Raw genomic sequence first — 16,657 nt, 5'->3', positions numbered from 1 at the left:
GTCAGAGCTTCTCGACCGGCGCGTAGCGCAGCAGTAGCTTCTTCGGACGCTCGTCGCCGAAGTCGACCGTCGCCTTGGCCTGGTCGCCGAACCCCTCGACCGCGGTCACCGTGCCCAGACCGAACTGGTCGTGCGTGACCCGGTCCCCCGCCACCAGGGTGACCACGGGCTTCTCGGACGTGCGCCGGGTCGCGAATCCCGAAGGACCGGACTTCGAGCGCGACGAGGACAGGGACGACGTGATCCCTGAGGTCGGTCCCGCCACAGCGGCCATCGGCCCCTTGCGCTTCCACTCCAGGTGCTGGTCGGGGATCTCCTCCAGGAAGCGCGAGGGCGGGTTGTACGAGGGCTGGCCCCAGGCACTCCGCATCGCCGCCCGGGTGAGGAACAGCCGCTCGCGGGCACGGGTGATGCCCACGTAGGCGAGCCGGCGCTCCTCCTCCAGCTCCTTCACCTGCCCCAGCGCGCGCATGTGCGGGAAGACGCCGTCCTCCATGCCGGTCAGGAACACCACCGGGAATTCCAGGCCCTTGGCGGTGTGCAGCGTCATCAGAGTGACGACACCGGAGCCGTCCTCGTCCTCGTCGGGGATCTGGTCGGCGTCGGCGACCAGCGCGACCTTCTCCAGGAACTCGGCGAGCGTCCCGGAGCCCTCGTCCGCCGCGCGCTCCTGCTCGAACTCGAGAGCGACGGAGGCGAGCTCCTGGAGGTTCTCGATACGGGTCTCGTCCTGCGGGTCGGTGGAGGCCTGGAGCTCGGCGAGGTAGCCGGTACGCTCCATGACCGCCTCCAGCACGACCGCCGGTCCCGCACCGGACTCCACGATCGTGCGGAGCTCCTCCATGAGCGTGTTGAACCGCTTCACGGCGTTGGCCGAGCGCGCCGCCATCCCGTACGCCTCGTCGACCCGGCGCAGCGCCTGCGGGAAGGAGATCTTCTCGCGCATCGACAGCGCGTCGATCATCGCCTCGGCCCGGTCGCCGATACCGCGCTTCGGCACGTTGAGGATACGGCGCAGCGGGACGGTGTCCTCGGGGTTGGAGAGGACCCGGAGGTAGGCCAGGACGTCCCTGACCTCCTTGCGCTCGTAGAAGCGCACGCCGCCGACGACCTTGTAGGGCAGCCCGACGCGGATGAAGATCTCTTCGAAGACACGGGACTGGGCGTTCGTGCGGTAGAAGACGGCGACGTCGCCCGCCTTCGCCTCCCCCGCGTCCGTCAGCCGGTCGATCTCGTCGGCGACGAACTGCGCCTCGTCGTGCTCGGTGTCGGCGACGTAGCCCGCGATCCGGGTGCCGGTGCCGGCGTTCGTCCAGAGGTTCTTGGGGCGACGGCTCTCGTTGCGCTCGATGACGGCGTTGGCTGCGGAGAGGATGGTCTGGGTGGAGCGGTAGTTCTGCTCCAGCATGATCGTCTTCGCGTCCGGGTAGTCCTCCTCGAACTGGAGGATGTTGCGGATGGTCGCGCCGCGGAAGGCGTAGATCGACTGGTCCGCGTCACCCACGACGCAGAGCTCGCCCGGGGCGTCGGCCTCACCGGCGGGGCCGACCAGCTCGCGGACCAGCGTGTACTGGGCGTGGTTGGTGTCCTGGTACTCGTCGACCATGACGTGGCGGAAGCGCCGGCGGTAGTGCTCGGCGACGTCGGGGAAAGCCTGGAGCAGGTGCACCGTCGTCATGATGATGTCGTCGAAGTCCAGCGCGTTGGCCTCACGGAGCCGCGCCTGGTAGAGCGCGTAGGCCTGCGCGAGCGTCTTCTCGAAGCCGTCGGCGGCCTGGCCCGCGAAGGTCTCCTCGTCGATCAGCTCGTTCTTCAGGTTCGAGACCTTCGCCGTGAACGACTTCGGCGGGTATCGCTTCGGGTCAAGGTCCAGATCACGGCAGACCAGCGCCATGAGCCGCTTGGAGTCGGCGGCATCGTAGATCGAGAACGACGAGGTGAATCCGAGGAGCTTGGACTCGCGGCGCAGGATGCGCACGCAGGCGCTGTGGAACGTCATGACCCACATGGCGTTCGCGCGCGGACCCACGAGGTCCTCGACGCGCTCCTTCATCTCGCCCGCGGCCTTGTTGGTGAAGGTGATCGCGAGGATCTGGCCCGGGTGGACCCCGCGCTCGGCGAGCAGGTGCGCGATGCGGTGCGTGAGCACCCTGGTCTTGCCGGACCCGGCTCCCGCGACGATGAGCAGTGGAGATCCGGCGTGCACGACCGCGGCGCGCTGTTCGGTGTTCAGCCCGTCGAGCAGAGCCGCGGAGTCGACGACGGGACGCGGGGCGCCGTCGCGGTAGTACGCGTCACGGGGCGGCGGCGGGGCGTCGAAGACGTCCTTGAACAGGCCCTCCGGCACCGCCTCGGGCGCGTGCTCCTCGGGGGGCGGCGGGGGGCCTTCCTCAGCTTGCTGGAGGCCGGTCAGGAAACTGTCGTCAAAGAGGCTGCTCATCGCTTAACGAGTCTAGGCGGCCGCACCGACAGCCCGGGACGGATCGGCCACACGGACCCGCACCGTGCGCCCGCCGGGACGGATCGGCCACGGTGCGTGAGATCGGGCGGCCTGCACAGGCCGGCCGGACGGACCGGCTCCCGCGGAAGGTCACGGAAATGTATCGGGCATATCGGCCACCATCCTTCACAGGAGCACCACGGGTTGGTTAGCGTGCTCCGACGGGTGTCCCGTACCCACTTGAGGCGAACCACGCCGCGCGGGCACCCCCGCCGAATCCGTACTCCTGTGAGGAGCCCGGAACCGGGGACCCACAAGCAGCACCGGGGTGAATCGGTCAGTCTTCACCGGACCGTAGGGCAGCCTTCCGTTCCGCCCGAACCCTCCCCCCAGTGCCTGAAGGGCCTGGGGGACCCCCATCGCTAACCTGGTAGGCGGTCCACGGAAGGAGATGCCGGCCTTGGCGTCGCATCGCAAGCAGCGCACCCGGGTGCGCACGACCACCCCTGCCTTCGGTCTCACGACGGCGGCGCTCGCCTCCGTCACCCTGCTCTCCGCGCAGAGCGCGACGGCGGCCCCGGCACAGCCCAAGCCCAGCATCGAGGAAGTGCAGAAGAAGGTCGACGCCCTCTACCGGCAGGCCGGTGCCGCGACCCAGGAGTACAACCAGGCGAAGTCCGCGTCCGCCGAGCAGCGCTCCAAGGTCGACGCGCTCCTGGAGGCGGCGGCCCAGCGGGCCGACAAGCTGAACGAGACGCGCCGCGAGCTGGGCAGTTACGCCGCCGCCCAGTACCGCAGCGGCGCGATCGCCCCGACTGCGACGTTCTTCCTGGCGGACGACCCGCAGTCGTACTTCGACCAGGACCAGCTGATGGCCCGGATGACCAGCCGGCAGCAGAAGACGGTCACCGAGTTCCGTACGCAGCAGAAGGAAGCCGCGGCGAAGCGCGTCGAGGCGACGAAGAGCCTGGAGACGCTGACCGAGTCGCAGGCCACGCTCCGCACCAGCAAGCAGCACGTGCAGACGAAGCTCACCGAGGCGCGTTCGCTGCTGTCGGAGCTGACCGCCGAGGAGAAGGCGCGGCTCGCCGAGCTGGAGCGCAAGAAGGAGGCGGAGGCGAAGCGCAAGGCCGAGGATCTGGCCCGGCAGCAGGCCGCCGCCGACAAGACGGAGGCCGAGCGCGCCCCGGAGAACGCCGGGCAGGACACGGGCTCGGGGACCGGCGGCACGGACTCCGGCAGCGGCTACGCCACGAAGGCCGAGAAGGTCCTGGCCTTCGCGCGCGCCCAGATCGGCAAGCCGTACGTGTGGGGTGCGACGGGCCCGTCCTCGTACGACTGCTCCGGGCTGACCCAGGCGGCCTGGAAGGCTGCCGGCGTCGACCTGCCGCGCACGACGTGGGACCAGGTCAAGGTCGGCACGCGGGTGGCGACGGCGGACCTGAAACCCGGTGACCTGGTCTTCTTCTACGACGACATCAGTCACGTCGGCATCTACAAGGGGGACGGCATGATGATCCACGCGCCCAAGCCGGGTGCGAGCGTCCGCGAGGAGTCGATCTACTACATGCCGATATACGGGAGCGTCCGCCCGGCATGACGGCATGGGGTTCTCCGTACGCGGCGGCACGGCCCACGACGGAGGCTGGACACGCAGGAGGGGCCCGGGGATCGTCCCCGGGCCCCTCCTGCGTCCGCGCGGGACGCTCAGGTCCAGAGCGTGGCGATGAAGATGTTGGCGACGGTGAGTGCGCCGACCGCGGCGAAGGCACCTTTGCCGGCCTTCTCGTCGTCGCGCTTCACGTAGACCAGCGCGAGGATCACGACGAGGAGCAGGAGCTTGATCCCGATCTTGACATTGTTCACCGACTGGTCGTCGGCCTGGTTCAGTCCGACGAGGGCGATTCCGGTGACGAGCATGGTGAGCGCGCCGTGGAGCATGGCGGGGACGAAGCGGGCCGTGCCCGCCCCCATGGCCTTCACCTGGGTGAGGAAACCGCCCAGCAGGGAGGCGATTCCGATGATGTGCAAGGCCACGACGACATTGATGAGTACGTCCATGGCCGCAGCCTAGCCCCGGCCATATCAGCACTCTTCGGCCAGGTATGACTTACCGATGAACTGACGCGAGGACTGTGCGAATTGCCGGGCTCCGGCTGAATTTCCCGGTCACTCGACGGAAACGAAACTACATCTGAGGGCAATAGCTGTCATTACACCTCTTCCCCGTGCCCCGGGTTTAGCGTCACGTCCCAGGTGACCGATTCGTTACCGCCGCCCCCGTACCGGGCGGCACCCCGGTCGCCCCGCCAGGAAAGCCGGCGGCGGGCCGCTCCCCCTGTGGTGGCCCGCCGGCGGACCCGGGCGGGCCCGCCGGTCTCCCCGGCGGGCAGTCGAACGGAAGGACGCACCACGCCCGTGGCCGCCCATCGCACCGCCGCTCACCGCAAGCCCAAGCAGCGCCTGTTCACCGGGCCTGCTGCCCGCACCGCAGCCACCCTCGCACTTGCCGGCGCGGCGTCCGCCGCGGCTTTCGAGGGTGCGGCCCAGGCCGACCCCCAGCTCACCGCGGCCCAGGTCAGGAGCAAGGTCGACCGGCTCTACCACGACGCCGAGGTCGCCACCGAGCGGTACAACGGCGCGAAGGAGAAGGCCGCGGCCTCGGAGAAGTCCCTCGACACCCTGCGCGACGAGGCGGCCCGCAGGACCGGGCGCCTCAACGCCGCCCGCGACGCACTGGGCGCGTTCGCCACCGCCCAGTACCGCAGTGCCGGTGTCGACCCAGCCGTCCGGCTGGCCCTCTCGTCGCACCCCGACGAGTACCTGGAACGCGCCTCGTTCGAGGACCGGGCGGGAGACCGCCAGGCAGGCGCGATCAACGGTGTACGCCGGCAGATGAACGACATCGCGCAGCTGCGGGCCGAGGCGGAGGACGAGCTCACGGTCCTCGCCTCCCGTCGGGCGGACCTGGAGAAGCACAAGAACGCGGTCCGCACCAAGCTGTCCGAGGCCCGCAAGCTCCTCGCCACCCTCACCGCCCCGCAGCGCGCCGACTACGAGCGTGCCGCCGACGCCTCGCACGGCGGTGGCGCCGTCCGCACGGACCGCAGCACGCCGCGCGGCTCGGTGAGCGCCCCCAACGCCCGCGCGGCGCAGGCCGTCGACTTCGCCTACGGTGCGCTGGGCAAGCCGTACGTCTGGGGGGCGACGGGTCCGTCCTCCTACGACTGTTCCGGCCTCACCCAGGCCGCCTGGCGTGCCGCGGGCGTGTCCCTGCCGCGCACGACGTACACCCAGATCAACGCGGGACAGCGCGTCTCCCGCTCCGAACTCGCTCCGGGAGACCTGGTGTTCTTCTACTCCGGGGTCACCCATGTGGGTCTCTACATCGGCGGCGGCCAGATGATCCACGCCCCACGCCCCGGCGCACCCGTACGTATCGCGCCGATCTCGGAAATGCCCTTCGCCGGAGCGACGCGCGTCGCATAGGCTCCCCGGCTCATGGACACAGCCATCCAGAACTACGCGCGTACGAACACCCTCCGCTCCCCCGGCCACTACCGGGTCGGGCCCTTCACGGTGCGGCACAACCCGGACTGGGAACTGAAGTTCGCCAACTACGCCATTCCCGACCAGGGTGCCGAACCCACCGCCCGGGAGATCGCGGACCTGGTCGCGGCGTTCCGCGAGCGCGACCGGCTGCCCCGGCTGGAGTTCCTTCCCGCGTGGGCGCCGGCCGTCGAACCGGCGCTGCTGGCAGCCGGATTCACCGTGGAGAGCCGTGCCCCGGTCATGGCCTGCGCCGCCGGGGGACTGCTCGCCCACAAGCCGGTGGACGGACTCCGCGTCGCGGAACCCGCCACCGGCGCCGAGTTCACCGCGGCCGCGGCCGTCCAGCACGCGGGCTTCGGCGGCGAGGGCGGCCCGGACGACGGCGAGATCGCCTGGCTGCGCGCGGCGGTGGAAGGCGGCGGCGTCTCGGCTCTCGCCACCGTGGACGGTGTGCCGGCGGGTGCGGGCGGCTGCTCGGCCCCGGCCGCCGGCATCGGTGAACTGGCCGGACTGGCCGTCGCCGAGGCCTTCCGCCGCCGTGGTGTCGGCGCCGCGCTCTCCGCCTGGCTGACCCGCACCGCGTTCGACCGTGGCTTCGGCACCGTCTGGCTGGAGCCGGGCGGCCCCGACGTCGAGCGGATCTACGCGGGCATCGGTTACCGCAGGGTCGGCGAGAAGCTCAACATCTCGCTCGATCCCGCCTGAGGGCCCCGAGCACGCGCGCCCAGGGCCGGACCGGCCGTCAGACCAGCCGTCGCGCCGTGGCCCACCGGGTCAGCTCGTGCCGGTTGGAAAGCTGGAGCTTGCGCAGCACCGCCGAGACGTGGGACTCGACCGTCTTCACCGAGATGAAGAGCTGCTTCGCGATCTCCTTGTAGGCGTAGCCGCGGGCGATCAGCCGCAGCACCTCGCGCTCGCGTTGGGTGAGCCGGTCCAGGTCCTCGTCGACCGGCGGCGCGTCCGTCGAGGCGAACGCGTCGAGGACGAAGCCGGCCAGCCTCGGCGAGAACACCGCGTCGCCGTCCTGTACCCGGAAGACGGAGTCGACCAGGTCGGTGCCGGTGATCGTCTTGGTGACGTAGCCACGGGCGCCGCCGCGGATGACCCCGATGACGTCCTCGGCGGCGTCCGACACGGACAGCGCCAGGAAACGCACCGGGTTCTCCACCGCACCCATCATCGGGGCGCAGCGCCGCAGCACCTCGACGCCGCCGCCGCCGGGGAGGTGGACGTCGAGGAGGACGACCTCGGGGCGGGTCGCGGTGATCACCGTGACCGCCTGTTCGACGTCGGCGGCCTCGCCGACGACCTCGACGCCGGTCTCCTCGGTGCGGCCGATCTCGGCCTGGACCCCGGTGCGGAACATCCGGTGGTCGTCGACGAGCACGACCCGTACCCGGCGCTCCGGGACCCCCGTCGCTTCGGTGTTCTCGGTCATTCGCTCGCCCTCTCCATCTCCAGCTCCACTTCCGTGCCCCCGCCGGGCACCGAACGCAGGCGCGCCGTACCGCCGTTGCGCTGCATCCGGCCGATGATCGACTCCCGTACGCCCATCCTGTCGTCCGGAACGGCGTCCGGGTCGAATCCCGGCCCCCTGTCCCGTACCGAGACGAAGACCGTGCGGCCCTCGACCTCCGCGTAGACCTGGACAGCGCCGCCCTCGCCACCGTACTTGGCGGCGTTGACCATCGCCTCGCGTGCGGCCTGCATCTGTGCCGCCAGCTTCTCGTCCAGCGGGCAGTCGCCCACGACGACGACCTCCAGCGGGACGCCGTGCTTGTCCTCGACCTCGGCGGCGGCGCGCTTGACCGCCTCGGCCAGGTTCGTGGGCTCGTCGTCCTCGTCCCTGCCGGTGCCCGACGGGTCGTACAGCCAGTTGCGCAGCTCGCGTTCCTGGGCGCGGGCGAGTCTGCGGACCTCGCCTGCGTCGTCGGCGTTGCGCTGGATCAGGGTGAGCGTGTGCAGGACGGAGTCGTGGACGTGGGCGGCCACCTCCGCCCTCTCCTGTGCCCTGATGCGCATCAGGCGTTCCTCGGAGAGGTCCTGCATCATGCGGGCCAGATAGGGGCCGGCGAGCAGGGCGATGCCGGTGAGCACGGCGACGGCGGCGGTCAGGGCGTTGCCGAGCTGGGCGGCGGAGCCGCGCACGACCAGGAACACGGCGAGGCCGAGGCCGACCAGGGCGACACCCGCGAGTCCCCGGGCCAGGTGCAGGACGCGGCGGCGGCGGCCGACCTCGATCCAGCGGGCCCGCCGCGCGTTGTCGGCCTGGCGCCACACCAGGACGGAGCCGGCGCCGATCAGCAGGGCGGGCCAGACGTAGCGGTCCGCCTTGCTGCCCATGTCGACGTTGCCGACGAAGATCACCGCGCCGACGAGCAGCGCGATCAGGGCGAAGACCTGGCCCTTGTCGGGCTTGCGGAGCCTGCGGCGGCCGTCCGGGGCCGTCTCGAAGACGGACCGGGTGGACTCGACCCCGCCGACGCCGAGGGGCACGACGATCCAGAACACGGCGTAGAGCAGGGCGCCGAGGCCGTCGGCGAAGAACAGTCCGAGGAAGACGAACCGGACCCAGGCGACGGGCAGACCGAGGTGTCCGGCGAGCCCGCGTGCGACACCGCCGAGCATCCGGCCGTCGGCGCTGCGGTAGAGCTTGCGCGGCGCCGGCCCCTCCTGGTCCGGGGCGTGCGTGCCCGGGGCTCGGGTCGTGGCTGCTGGCATGGACCGATCGTCACACGTTCCGGTGGGTCGTGGCATCAGGGTCGGCCCCGGACTCGACCCTGATGCCTCGCTGGTCCAGGTCCACGGCACGGCCCTGTGGACGGGCCCTCAGGGGCCTCGGCATCCAATATCAGGGATCGGCCAGGGTCGTCACGGGCCCCACGAGGGCGTACGGGCCGTCACCATGGAGCCATGACCGTTCCCCAGGACGCCCCGCCGGGCGTGACTCCGCCTCCCGAGCCGGTGCCGCGGCTGGAGCGCAGCCCGCGCCAGAAAGTGGTGGCCGGGGTGTGCGGCGGGCTCGGCCGGTACTGCGATGTGGACCCGGTCATCTTCCGGATCGTGCTCGGCGTCCTCGCGGTGACGGGCGGTATCGGCCTGATCTTCTACGGCTTCGCGTGGCTGCTGCTCCCCCTGGAGGGCGAGGACGAGAACGAGGCGCGTCGGCTGCTGTCGGGCCGGGTCGAGGGCCCGTCGCTGGTCGCGCTGCTGCTGGCGCTGGTGGGCTGCGGCCTGCTGCTGTCGATGCTGCACAACGGCGGCATGCTCGCCTTCGCCGCGATGCTGACGGTGACCACGATCGGCTTCGCGGTCTGGACCCAGCACCGCAGGACGGCTCCCCCCGAGGACCTGCCCGGTGCCGCTCCGCACGCTCCCGCAGGCGCCACGCACGCCTCGGGCCACGGGGCACCACCCGAGGTGAAGGCGCCTCCGACGCCCGCCGGCCCGTCCTGGTGGCGGGACCCGATCGTCAAGGACGGGACGACGGGCCCGGCCGGCACCGGCTATCTGTGGGGCCCGGCGAGCGCGGCGACCGACGCGGCGGAGCTGGGCAGGTACCGGGCGACGCCGGACGCCCCCTACCGCGCGCCCTACCGCGCGCCGGGGACCCGGGGGCCGCGTTCGATCGGCGGCCTCGTCTTCCTCCTCGCCCTGATCGCGGGCGGACTGGGTACGGGGCTGAGCTGGGAGAGCCACCCGCTCGGGCCGAGCCTCCAGATCGGGCTCGCCGCCGCACTCGGGGTGTTCGGCCTCGGCCTGCTGGCCGCCTCGGTCATCGGCAGGACCGGCTTCGGCACGATCGTGCTGGCGATGGTGACGGCGGGGCTCCTGGCCGGCGCCTCCGCCGTGCCGCACGACATCGGCACCGACTGGGTGCACAAGAAGTGGAGCCCCGCCTCGGTCGCCGAGGTCCGGCCGACCTACAAGGTGGGCACCGGGGTGGCGACGCTGGATCTGTCGGACGTGACCGTTCCGAAGAGCGGCACCCTGGAGACCCGTGTCGAGGTCGGGGCGGGCCGCGCGCACGTCGTCGTACCCGCCGGAGTGACCGTGAAGGTGGACGCCGAGGCGGGCCTGGGCGACATCACGTTCCCCTCCGACCCGCACAAGCAGGTGGACGTCGCCCCCGACCGGCACGTGCGGCGGACCCTCGCGCCGCCCGGGGACGTCAAGCCAGCGGGCACCCTGGAGCTGGGCATGGGAGTCGGCATCGGACAACTGGAGGTCACCCGTGCTGCGTCATGATTTCCGGCCCGGCCGCGCGGTGGCGGGCCTGGTCATGCTGGCTCTGGCCGGCGGTTACGCGGCGGACGCGGCGGGCGTGTGGGACGCCCCGTGGACGTTCTTCGCGCCCGTGTTCGTCGGCGGGCTGTGGCTGGCGGCCACGGCGGCCTGGGTCAACTACCGGCTGCGCCGGCGCCGCGAGGCGCGGAAGGCGTCGGCGGAGAACTCGGCGGCGCCGCCGAGCAGCGGCAGCCAGGCCACGAGGTAGACCAGGTCGTTGCCGTAGTAGTACGGCTCCGTCTGCCAGCTGACGGTGAGCCACAGGCTCAGGGAGATCAGGGCACCGCCGAGGGCCGCGAGCCGGGACCACAACCCGACGAGCGTGCCGAGGCCGACGAGGAGTTCGCCGATCGCGATGGCGTAGCCGAAGCCCTCGGGACTCTTCAGGGCGAGGTCGACGAGGCCCGGGATCGCCGCGCTGCCGCGCACGGCGTCCAACGTCGCGCCGATGGACCCGGTCCCGCTCGCCGACAGGAAGGCGCTGTCGGTCAGCTTGTCGAGCCCCGCGTAGACGAAGGTGACGCCGAGGAAGATCCGCAGGGGCAGCAGGGCGTACCGCCGTGCCCGGTCCCTGAGACTTCGCGGCTCGTCGAGCCCGTACGATCCGCCCCTGTACCCGTGCATCACTGCCCCGCCTTCCGTTCGGATCTTCGACAGACCATACGTACGCCGGTCCGGCGCCGCTCACCAGGTCCGGGGCTCAGTCCGTGACATCGATGCGGCAGGGGTTGGTCTCCACGCCGGCCGCGGTGATCACCTGCACCTCGACGGTGCCGGGTTCGACCTCCACGGGCACGGGCACGGTGAGCACGGTGTCCGACGGGTTGGCGAAGCCGCCGGTGACCGGGATCAGGGGTACGTGGACGTGGACGCGCCCGATCCTGACCACCACCCGCGCCAGCCGGTCGGGGCTGCCGGCCCCGGGCGGGACGAAGCCGGCCCCGCGGATCTCGATGTCGTCGCCGGTGCGGATCGGGGCGTCGAGGTCCCCGGCCTCCCTGGCACGGACGACCGACAGGATGACCGGCCGGCCGCCCTCCGCGTACTTCCCGGCGAAGTACGTCGCGGCCGAGACGGCCACCAGGACCGCCAGCCCCCACGGGAGGTCGGGCAGCTGCTCGGGCCGGCGGGCCAGCCGGACCGCGGCGAACAGCACCGCGACGGCGCTGACCAGCACATACTGCACGTCGGTGAAGCTGCCGCGCCCGGAGTCGTCCGTCAGCAGATCGGCGGCGCGCGGCCGGTCGGCGCGCAGCTTCTGCAGCCGCTGGGCCAGCACCCGTACGGTCACCACCCGGCGCACGAGGACCGCGACGGCGCAGACCAGAGCGAGCACGGTCAGCACACCGGCCGAGCGGACCAGGTCGAGACCGTCGATGAGCGTGTCACGGTCGGCGTGCTCGGACGCCCCGGCGAGCTGGAGCGCGAGGACGAGCACGGCGAAGACGGCGAGCAGCACCCAGGAGGCGGCGACCGTGCGGGAGGTGGAGAGCCGGTTGTCCTCACCGATGAGCGGGGCCAGGAGGCCGCCGCGGGCCCGGTGGACGCGGGCCGCCCCGGTCAGCAGCCCCGCGGTGACGAGGGCCGCGATCAGTCCGGCGGTACGGGCGGTGGACCAGCCCGCGCCGATGGCGGTGACCGCCTCGGCGAGTACCAGCACGACGACTCCGCCCCAGACCACTGCGAGGGTGCGCGTCCACAGTGTGTGGAGCCAGGCGTCACCCGCTTCGCGGCTGCGTTCGGCGACCGCGCGGGCCGACTCGGTCAGCTCGTCCGAGACCCATTGGCGGGACGCCGACACGGACTGGGCGACCCCGGTGGGCAGGCCCTGCCCTGCGGCCAGTTCGTCCCGTTTCGTGAGGAAGGCCGCCACCGCGCGCCGGTGCCCTTCGTTCGCTCCGTGCGGGCAGTCGCCGCACGTACAGCCACCGCCGTGCGTGCTGCTCGCCCTCGCCTCGTCCAACGCCACGGAGAACGCCGCCCTTTCCCGCACTGGTACAACCAACTCGCCTGTGATTTCTGCGAATTGTGCCGTACGGAGCGGGCCCGTCCCACATCGGGGCAGGCTGCGCGTACATGTCGTCCACATGTGCGAATGTCAGGAGTCGAGTACGAGGTAGGCGAGACCCAGCGTGCCGCGGTATCCCCCGTAGTAGCCGGTGCGGCGGGCGTCCACGGCCGCGGTCACCCCCGGGTGCAGTGGATGCCCCGGATTGGCCAGCGCCCACCGCTCGCCGCGCCCGATATTGGCGGCCGACTCGAAGAGGTCCCATTCGCGCTGATCGGCGACGGTGACCTGGAGCGGGCGCAGACCGGCGGCCTCCGCCTGCCGGATCAGCCCCAGGAGCGAGCCGAAATCGCCCGGCTCCGCGCCCAGTCCCTCCAGGGCGGCGGCCGAGGGCTCCTTCTCCCAGAACCCGCCCCCGAACAGCACCCGGCCGCCGGGGCGCACGGCGGAACGCAGCGCCTTGAGCGCCTCCCGGGTGCCGCCCTGCCACGCGTGCGCGGAGCCGATGGAGACGGCGAGGTCGTAACCGTCACCGGAGTACTCGGCCGCTGACACCTCGTGGAACCGCACCCGGGCGCCGAGCCCCCGCTCCTGCGCCAGCCGTGAGCCCCGCGCGACGGCTTCCGGGTCGGTCTCGACGCCGTCCCCCACGGCGCCGGGTGCGGCTTCGACCAGGCGCATCAGCAGCTCGCCCCAGCCACTGCCGAAATCCGCGATCCGGGCCCCGGGGGCGGGCGCGCAGGCGGCAACCAGCTGGGCCGCGTGTTCCTCGGAGAGCGGGGTGTTCCAGGTGAGGCGGTCGTTGCCGGGGGCGGACATGAGGGCACGGATCTCTTCGGCGGACATGGTGAGGCACCCTGGCACGGGCGACCGGACCGTGCCAGTGGTTTCAGGGGCGGCGCCGGTTGATCGCCGTCAGATCAACGTCCAGAGGGAACGGAACCGTGAGGGCGAGCTTGTCGTGATGGATGCCTGTGGGCACATAGACCTCCAGCGCGGGGTCCAGTTCGTAGACATACACGATCGGCAGCCCTCCGTCGTCCGCCTCGACCCGCCAGAAGTGACGCACTCCGGCGGCGGCATACTTCCGGGGCTTGACGTCACGATCACGCTCCACCGAATCCTCCGAGACCACCTCGATGGCGAGCACGACGTCCTCAGGCCGGAACCAGGTCTGACGAGGACCGGTGTTCGCCTCGACAGGGAACACGAGCACGTCCGGCTCGGGTCTGTTCTTCTCGTCCAGCTTGATCGTCATCTCGCGCAGCACATCCAGGTGAGCCGGCGCCTGGTCCAGAAGCGCATTCTCGAACAAACGCATGGCACGCCCGTGAAAGGCGGTCTGCGGACTCATGAAGACGAGACTCCCGTCGATCAGCTCGGTATGGGGCGGGAGGCCCGGAATCCGGTCGAGGTCGTCCGCCGTCCAGCCGCCCTCCGGCGGGACGGGCCACCGGTACGGCTGCTGCTGCTCAAGCCTGGGCTCGGGTGCGGCGCTCATGATTGCTCCCATACGCCGAAGTCTCGTCTCTTCACTCAGCGTACCCAGTGGATACGCCACTGCCGCCGCCCAAACGAATGGGCGACGGCAGTGGCGTTGACCTCAGGGTGTGGGGGTCACTCCCACTCGATCGTCCCCGGCGGCTTGCTCGTCACGTCGAGCACCACGCGGTTGACCTCGGAGACCTCGTTGGTGATGCGGGTGGAGATCTTCGCCAGGGTCTCGTACGGCAGGCGCGACCAGTCGGCCGTCATGGCGTCCTCGGAGGAGACCGGACGCAGCACGATCGGGTGGCCGTAGGTGCGGCCGTCGCCCTGGACGCCGACGCTGCGGACATCCGCGAGCAGGACGACGGGGCACTGCCAGATGTCGCGGTCCAGGCCGGCCGCGGTCAGCTCCTCGCGGGCGATGGCGTCGGCCTCGCGCAGCAGGTCGAGCCGCTCCTTGGTGACGTCGCCGACGATCCGGATCCCGAGGCCGGGGCCGGGGAACGGCTGCCGCTGGACGATCTCCTCCGGCAGGCCGAGCTCCTGGCCGACCATCCGGACCTCGTCCTTGAACAGCTGGCGCAGCGGCTCGACGAGCTGGAACTCGATGTCGTCCGGGAGCCCGCCCACGTTGTGGTGGGACTTGATGTTGGCGGTGCCGGTGCCGCCGCCGGACTCGACGACGTCCGGGTACAGGGTGCCCTGGACGAGGAAGGCGACCTCGGGGCCGTCCTCCTGGAGGATCTCCAGCTGGGCCTGCTCGAAGACGCGGATGAACTCGCGGCCGATGATCTTCCGCTTCTGCTCCGGGTCGGACACGCCGGCCAGGGCGTCGAGGAAGCGCTTCTCCGCGTCGACGACCTTCAGCTTCGCGCCGGTCGCGGCGACGAAGTCCTTCTCGACCTGCTCGGTCTCGCCCTTGCGCATCAGGCCGTGGTCGACGTACACGCAGGTGAGCTGGGAGCCGATGGCCTTCTGGACGAGGGCCGCGGCGACCGCGGAGTCCACACCGCCGGAGAGGCCGCAGATGGCGCGCTTGTCGCCGACCTGCTCGCGGATCAGGGCGATCTGCTCCTCGACGACGTTGGTGGTCGTCCAGGTCGGCTCGATGCCCGCGCCACGGTAGAGGAAGTGCTCCAGGACCTGCTGGCCGTAGGTCGAGTGCATGACCTCCGGGTGGTACTGGACGCCGTACAGCTTCTTCTCGTCGTTCTCGAAGGCGGCGACCGGCACGACGTCCGTGGACGCGGTCACGGTGAAGCCTTCGGGGGCGGCGGAGCAGGCGTCGCCGTGGGACATCCACACCGGCTGCTCGGAGGGCGTGCCCTCGAACAGGGTGGAGCCCGCCTTGGACACGGCCAGCGGAGTACGGCCGTACTCGCGCGCGCCGTTGTCGTCGACCGTGCCGCCGAGCGTCGTGGCCATCAGCTGGAAGCCGTAGCACATGCCGAAGACCGGGATCCCGGCCTCGAAGAGCGAGCGGTCGATGCCGGGCGCACCCTCCGCGTACACCGACGACGGACCGCCGGACAGGATGATCGCCCGGGGGTTCTTGGCCAGCATCTCCGCGACCGGCATCGTGGACGGGACGATCTCGCTGTAGACCCGGGCCTCACGGACACGGCGGGCGATGAGCTGGGCGTACTGGGCGCCGAAGTCGACAACCAGGACGACGTCGGTCGCGGTGTCGGGGGCGGCGGGGGGTGCTGCTGGCACGGGGCGGCCTTCCGGCGGTGGAGAGGGGGTCGGTCCTCCCCAATTCTACCGGCCGTGGAGCACCGCCCCGCCGGGCTCCCGTCTCACCATCCGGGCCCGGCGTGAACCCGGCCTCCGCCGCGGTCCATACTTGCGGCATGCGTCAGCACACGACCTTCGTCTTTACCTATGGCACCCGGCCCGCCGGCTGCCATGGTCGTGCTGCTTGAGCAACTGACGAGCAAGCTTTCCAAGGCGCCCCGGGCCACAGGCCCGGGGCGCCTTGGCGTTCCTGACCTGCGGAACCGGGGCGACGGACCCACCGGGAGTCACGGATGAACAGCACCGCACCCACGAAGACGGCCGCCGAGCGCACCGGCGCGCACACCGACGAGGCCGCGTCCCTGATCGGGGGCGCCCGGTCGCGCATCGACGCGCTGGACGACCGGATCATCGGCCTCGTGCAGGAACGGATGGCCGTCTCGGCGGTCATCCAGGAGGCCAGGATCACCTCGGGGGGCCGCAGGGTGAACCTCTCCCGGGAGATGGACGTCATCGGCCACTACAGCGACGCCCTGGGCAAGCCGGGTACGGCTCTCGCCATGACGCTGCTGGAGCTGTGCCGCGGCCGGGTGTGACGTCCGGGAAGGCTGTACGGCCGCACCGGCGTTCGGGCCCGGTCTCACCCGTACGGCGCGTGACCGGTCCCCCGGCGGCTTCGTTGGTCCGTGTGTCCGCGTCGGCCAGGCGCGGCGTCGGTGGGAATCCATCTGTGGCTCCGCCCGAACGCGTGACGCACCGCAGGTGCGTCGTGGGACCGCGTTCCGGCGCGCGTGACCGGTCGGCAGGGGACAGCAGCCCGGTCACGATGTGCGGCCGGCCCCGGGGACGCTCGGGGCCGGCCGCCCTCGACCTTCGCACCCGGTCTCCCGCCGGGGTGGGTCAGCCCGGCCCGGCGCCGGGGCGTGACGAACAGCAGCCCGCCCGCGAGCAACGCGGCCCCCGCGACGGACGCGGCCGCCGGCGGTACCGGCAGAGGCGGGGGTGACACCCGTCGGACCAGACGCGGATCCCGCACCCGGGTGTGACGAGTGCCACACGAAGAGGGTGCGGAGTCGGGGGCAACCGTTATCCGGACTCGCGGGTCATGCATGGCGAACACACCGGCTCGTTCCGTGACCGCGACG

The 16,657-nt window shown here is 71.5% G+C and carries 15 protein-coding genes and 1 riboswitch; of the genes, 6 read left to right on the top strand and 9 right to left on the bottom strand.

Going from position 1 to position 16,657, the window contains the following annotated elements:
* Position 1: 1 nt before the first annotated feature.
* The gene (pcrA, locus tag ACFU5K_RS21615) at positions 2-2,440 is read right to left on the bottom strand and encodes a DNA helicase PcrA (protein WP_384064107.1); all 2,439 of its coding nucleotides are present in this window, start codon (positions 2,438-2,440) and stop codon (positions 2-4) included.
* 260 nt (positions 2,441-2,700) lie between these two features.
* Positions 2,701-2,893, top strand: a riboswitch (cyclic di-AMP (ydaO/yuaA leader).
* On the opposite strand from pcrA, the gene ACFU5K_RS21610 reads away from it, so the two are divergent.
* A complete protein-coding gene (locus ACFU5K_RS21610) occupies positions 2,892-4,040 on the top strand; it encodes an NlpC/P60 family protein (RefSeq protein WP_384064105.1) in 1,149 nt (382 codons plus the stop codon). Its footprint overlaps the riboswitch before it by 2 nt.
* Positions 4,041-4,147: 107 nt before the next feature.
* Here ACFU5K_RS21610 and ACFU5K_RS21605 read toward each other — a convergent pair whose 3' ends face one another.
* Positions 4,148-4,501 carry a hypothetical protein gene (locus ACFU5K_RS21605; RefSeq protein WP_384064103.1) on the bottom strand — a complete coding sequence of 118 codons (354 nt, stop codon included), beginning with the start codon at positions 4,499-4,501 and terminating at the stop codon, positions 4,148-4,150.
* 357 nt (positions 4,502-4,858) lie between these two features.
* On the opposite strand from ACFU5K_RS21605, the gene ACFU5K_RS21600 reads away from it, so the two are divergent.
* Together ACFU5K_RS21600 and ACFU5K_RS21595 are read left to right on the top strand one after the other, a co-directional pair.
* Positions 4,859-5,929 (top strand): NlpC/P60 family protein, encoded by a 1,071-nt coding sequence (locus tag ACFU5K_RS21600; RefSeq protein ID WP_384064101.1) that lies wholly within the window; start codon positions 4,859-4,861, stop codon positions 5,927-5,929.
* A 12-nt stretch (positions 5,930-5,941) separates the two neighbouring features.
* Positions 5,942-6,697 carry a GNAT family N-acetyltransferase gene (locus ACFU5K_RS21595; protein ID WP_384064099.1) on the top strand — a complete coding sequence of 252 codons (756 nt, stop codon included), beginning with the start codon at positions 5,942-5,944 and terminating at the stop codon, positions 6,695-6,697.
* A gap of 37 nt (positions 6,698-6,734) precedes the next feature.
* On the opposite strand, the gene ACFU5K_RS21590 is transcribed toward ACFU5K_RS21595, so the two are convergent.
* Together ACFU5K_RS21590 and ACFU5K_RS21585 are read right to left on the bottom strand one after the other, a co-directional pair.
* Entirely contained in the window at positions 6,735-7,430 is a 696-nt protein-coding gene (locus tag ACFU5K_RS21590; protein WP_384064097.1) for a LuxR C-terminal-related transcriptional regulator, read from the bottom strand.
* Complete coding sequence (locus ACFU5K_RS21585) at positions 7,427-8,713, bottom strand: PspC domain-containing protein (RefSeq protein ID WP_384064094.1); 1,287 nt, start codon at positions 8,711-8,713, stop codon at positions 7,427-7,429. The genes ACFU5K_RS21590 and ACFU5K_RS21585 overlap by 4 nt, the downstream gene beginning before the upstream one ends.
* 192 nt (positions 8,714-8,905) lie before the next feature.
* On the opposite strand from ACFU5K_RS21585, the gene ACFU5K_RS21580 reads away from it, so the two are divergent.
* Together ACFU5K_RS21580 and ACFU5K_RS21575 are read left to right on the top strand one after the other, a co-directional pair.
* Positions 8,906-10,240 (top strand): PspC domain-containing protein, encoded by a 1,335-nt coding sequence (locus ACFU5K_RS21580; protein WP_384064092.1) that lies wholly within the window; start codon positions 8,906-8,908, stop codon positions 10,238-10,240.
* The gene (locus ACFU5K_RS21575; RefSeq protein WP_384064090.1) at positions 10,227-10,487 is read left to right on the top strand and encodes a hypothetical protein; all 261 of its coding nucleotides are present in this window, start codon (positions 10,227-10,229) and stop codon (positions 10,485-10,487) included. The genes ACFU5K_RS21580 and ACFU5K_RS21575 overlap by 14 nt, the downstream gene beginning before the upstream one ends.
* On the opposite strand, the gene ACFU5K_RS21570 is transcribed toward ACFU5K_RS21575, so the two are convergent.
* The 5 genes from ACFU5K_RS21570 to guaA all read right to left on the bottom strand — a co-directional run bounded on the left by ACFU5K_RS21570 (position 10,397) and on the right by guaA (position 15,491).
* Positions 10,397-10,903 (bottom strand): DoxX family protein, encoded by a 507-nt coding sequence (locus tag ACFU5K_RS21570; protein WP_384064087.1) that lies wholly within the window; start codon positions 10,901-10,903, stop codon positions 10,397-10,399. The genes ACFU5K_RS21575 and ACFU5K_RS21570 overlap by 91 nt on opposite strands.
* 76 nt (positions 10,904-10,979) lie before the next feature.
* The gene (locus tag ACFU5K_RS21565) at positions 10,980-12,248 is read right to left on the bottom strand and encodes a hypothetical protein (protein ID WP_384064084.1); all 1,269 of its coding nucleotides are present in this window, start codon (positions 12,246-12,248) and stop codon (positions 10,980-10,982) included.
* Positions 12,249-12,377: 129 nt separating this feature from the next.
* Complete coding sequence (locus ACFU5K_RS21560; protein WP_384064082.1) at positions 12,378-13,133, bottom strand: SAM-dependent methyltransferase; 756 nt, start codon at positions 13,131-13,133, stop codon at positions 12,378-12,380.
* A 43-nt stretch (positions 13,134-13,176) separates the two neighbouring features.
* Positions 13,177-13,788: a Uma2 family endonuclease gene (locus tag ACFU5K_RS21555; protein ID WP_384064079.1), complete on the bottom strand. Its 612-nt coding sequence runs from the start codon at positions 13,786-13,788 to the stop codon at positions 13,177-13,179.
* Positions 13,789-13,904: 116 nt separating this feature from the next.
* Positions 13,905-15,491, bottom strand: coding sequence for a glutamine-hydrolyzing GMP synthase (gene guaA / locus ACFU5K_RS21550; protein WP_384064077.1), 1,587 nt, complete (start codon positions 15,489-15,491; stop codon positions 13,905-13,907).
* A gap of 314 nt (positions 15,492-15,805) precedes the next feature.
* Here guaA and ACFU5K_RS21545 point away from each other — a divergent pair, with 314 nt between their 5' ends.
* Positions 15,806-16,108, top strand: coding sequence for a chorismate mutase (locus ACFU5K_RS21545; protein WP_384064075.1), 303 nt, complete (start codon positions 15,806-15,808; stop codon positions 16,106-16,108).
* Positions 16,109-16,657 lie beyond the last annotated feature (549 nt).

This window comes from Streptomyces sp. NPDC057428 (assembly GCF_042803195.1).
GTDB lineage: Bacteria > Actinomycetota > Actinomycetes > Streptomycetales > Streptomycetaceae > Streptomyces.
The sequence above is the reverse complement of the archived record's forward strand: the minus strand, read 5'-3'. Positions and strand labels throughout refer to the sequence as shown.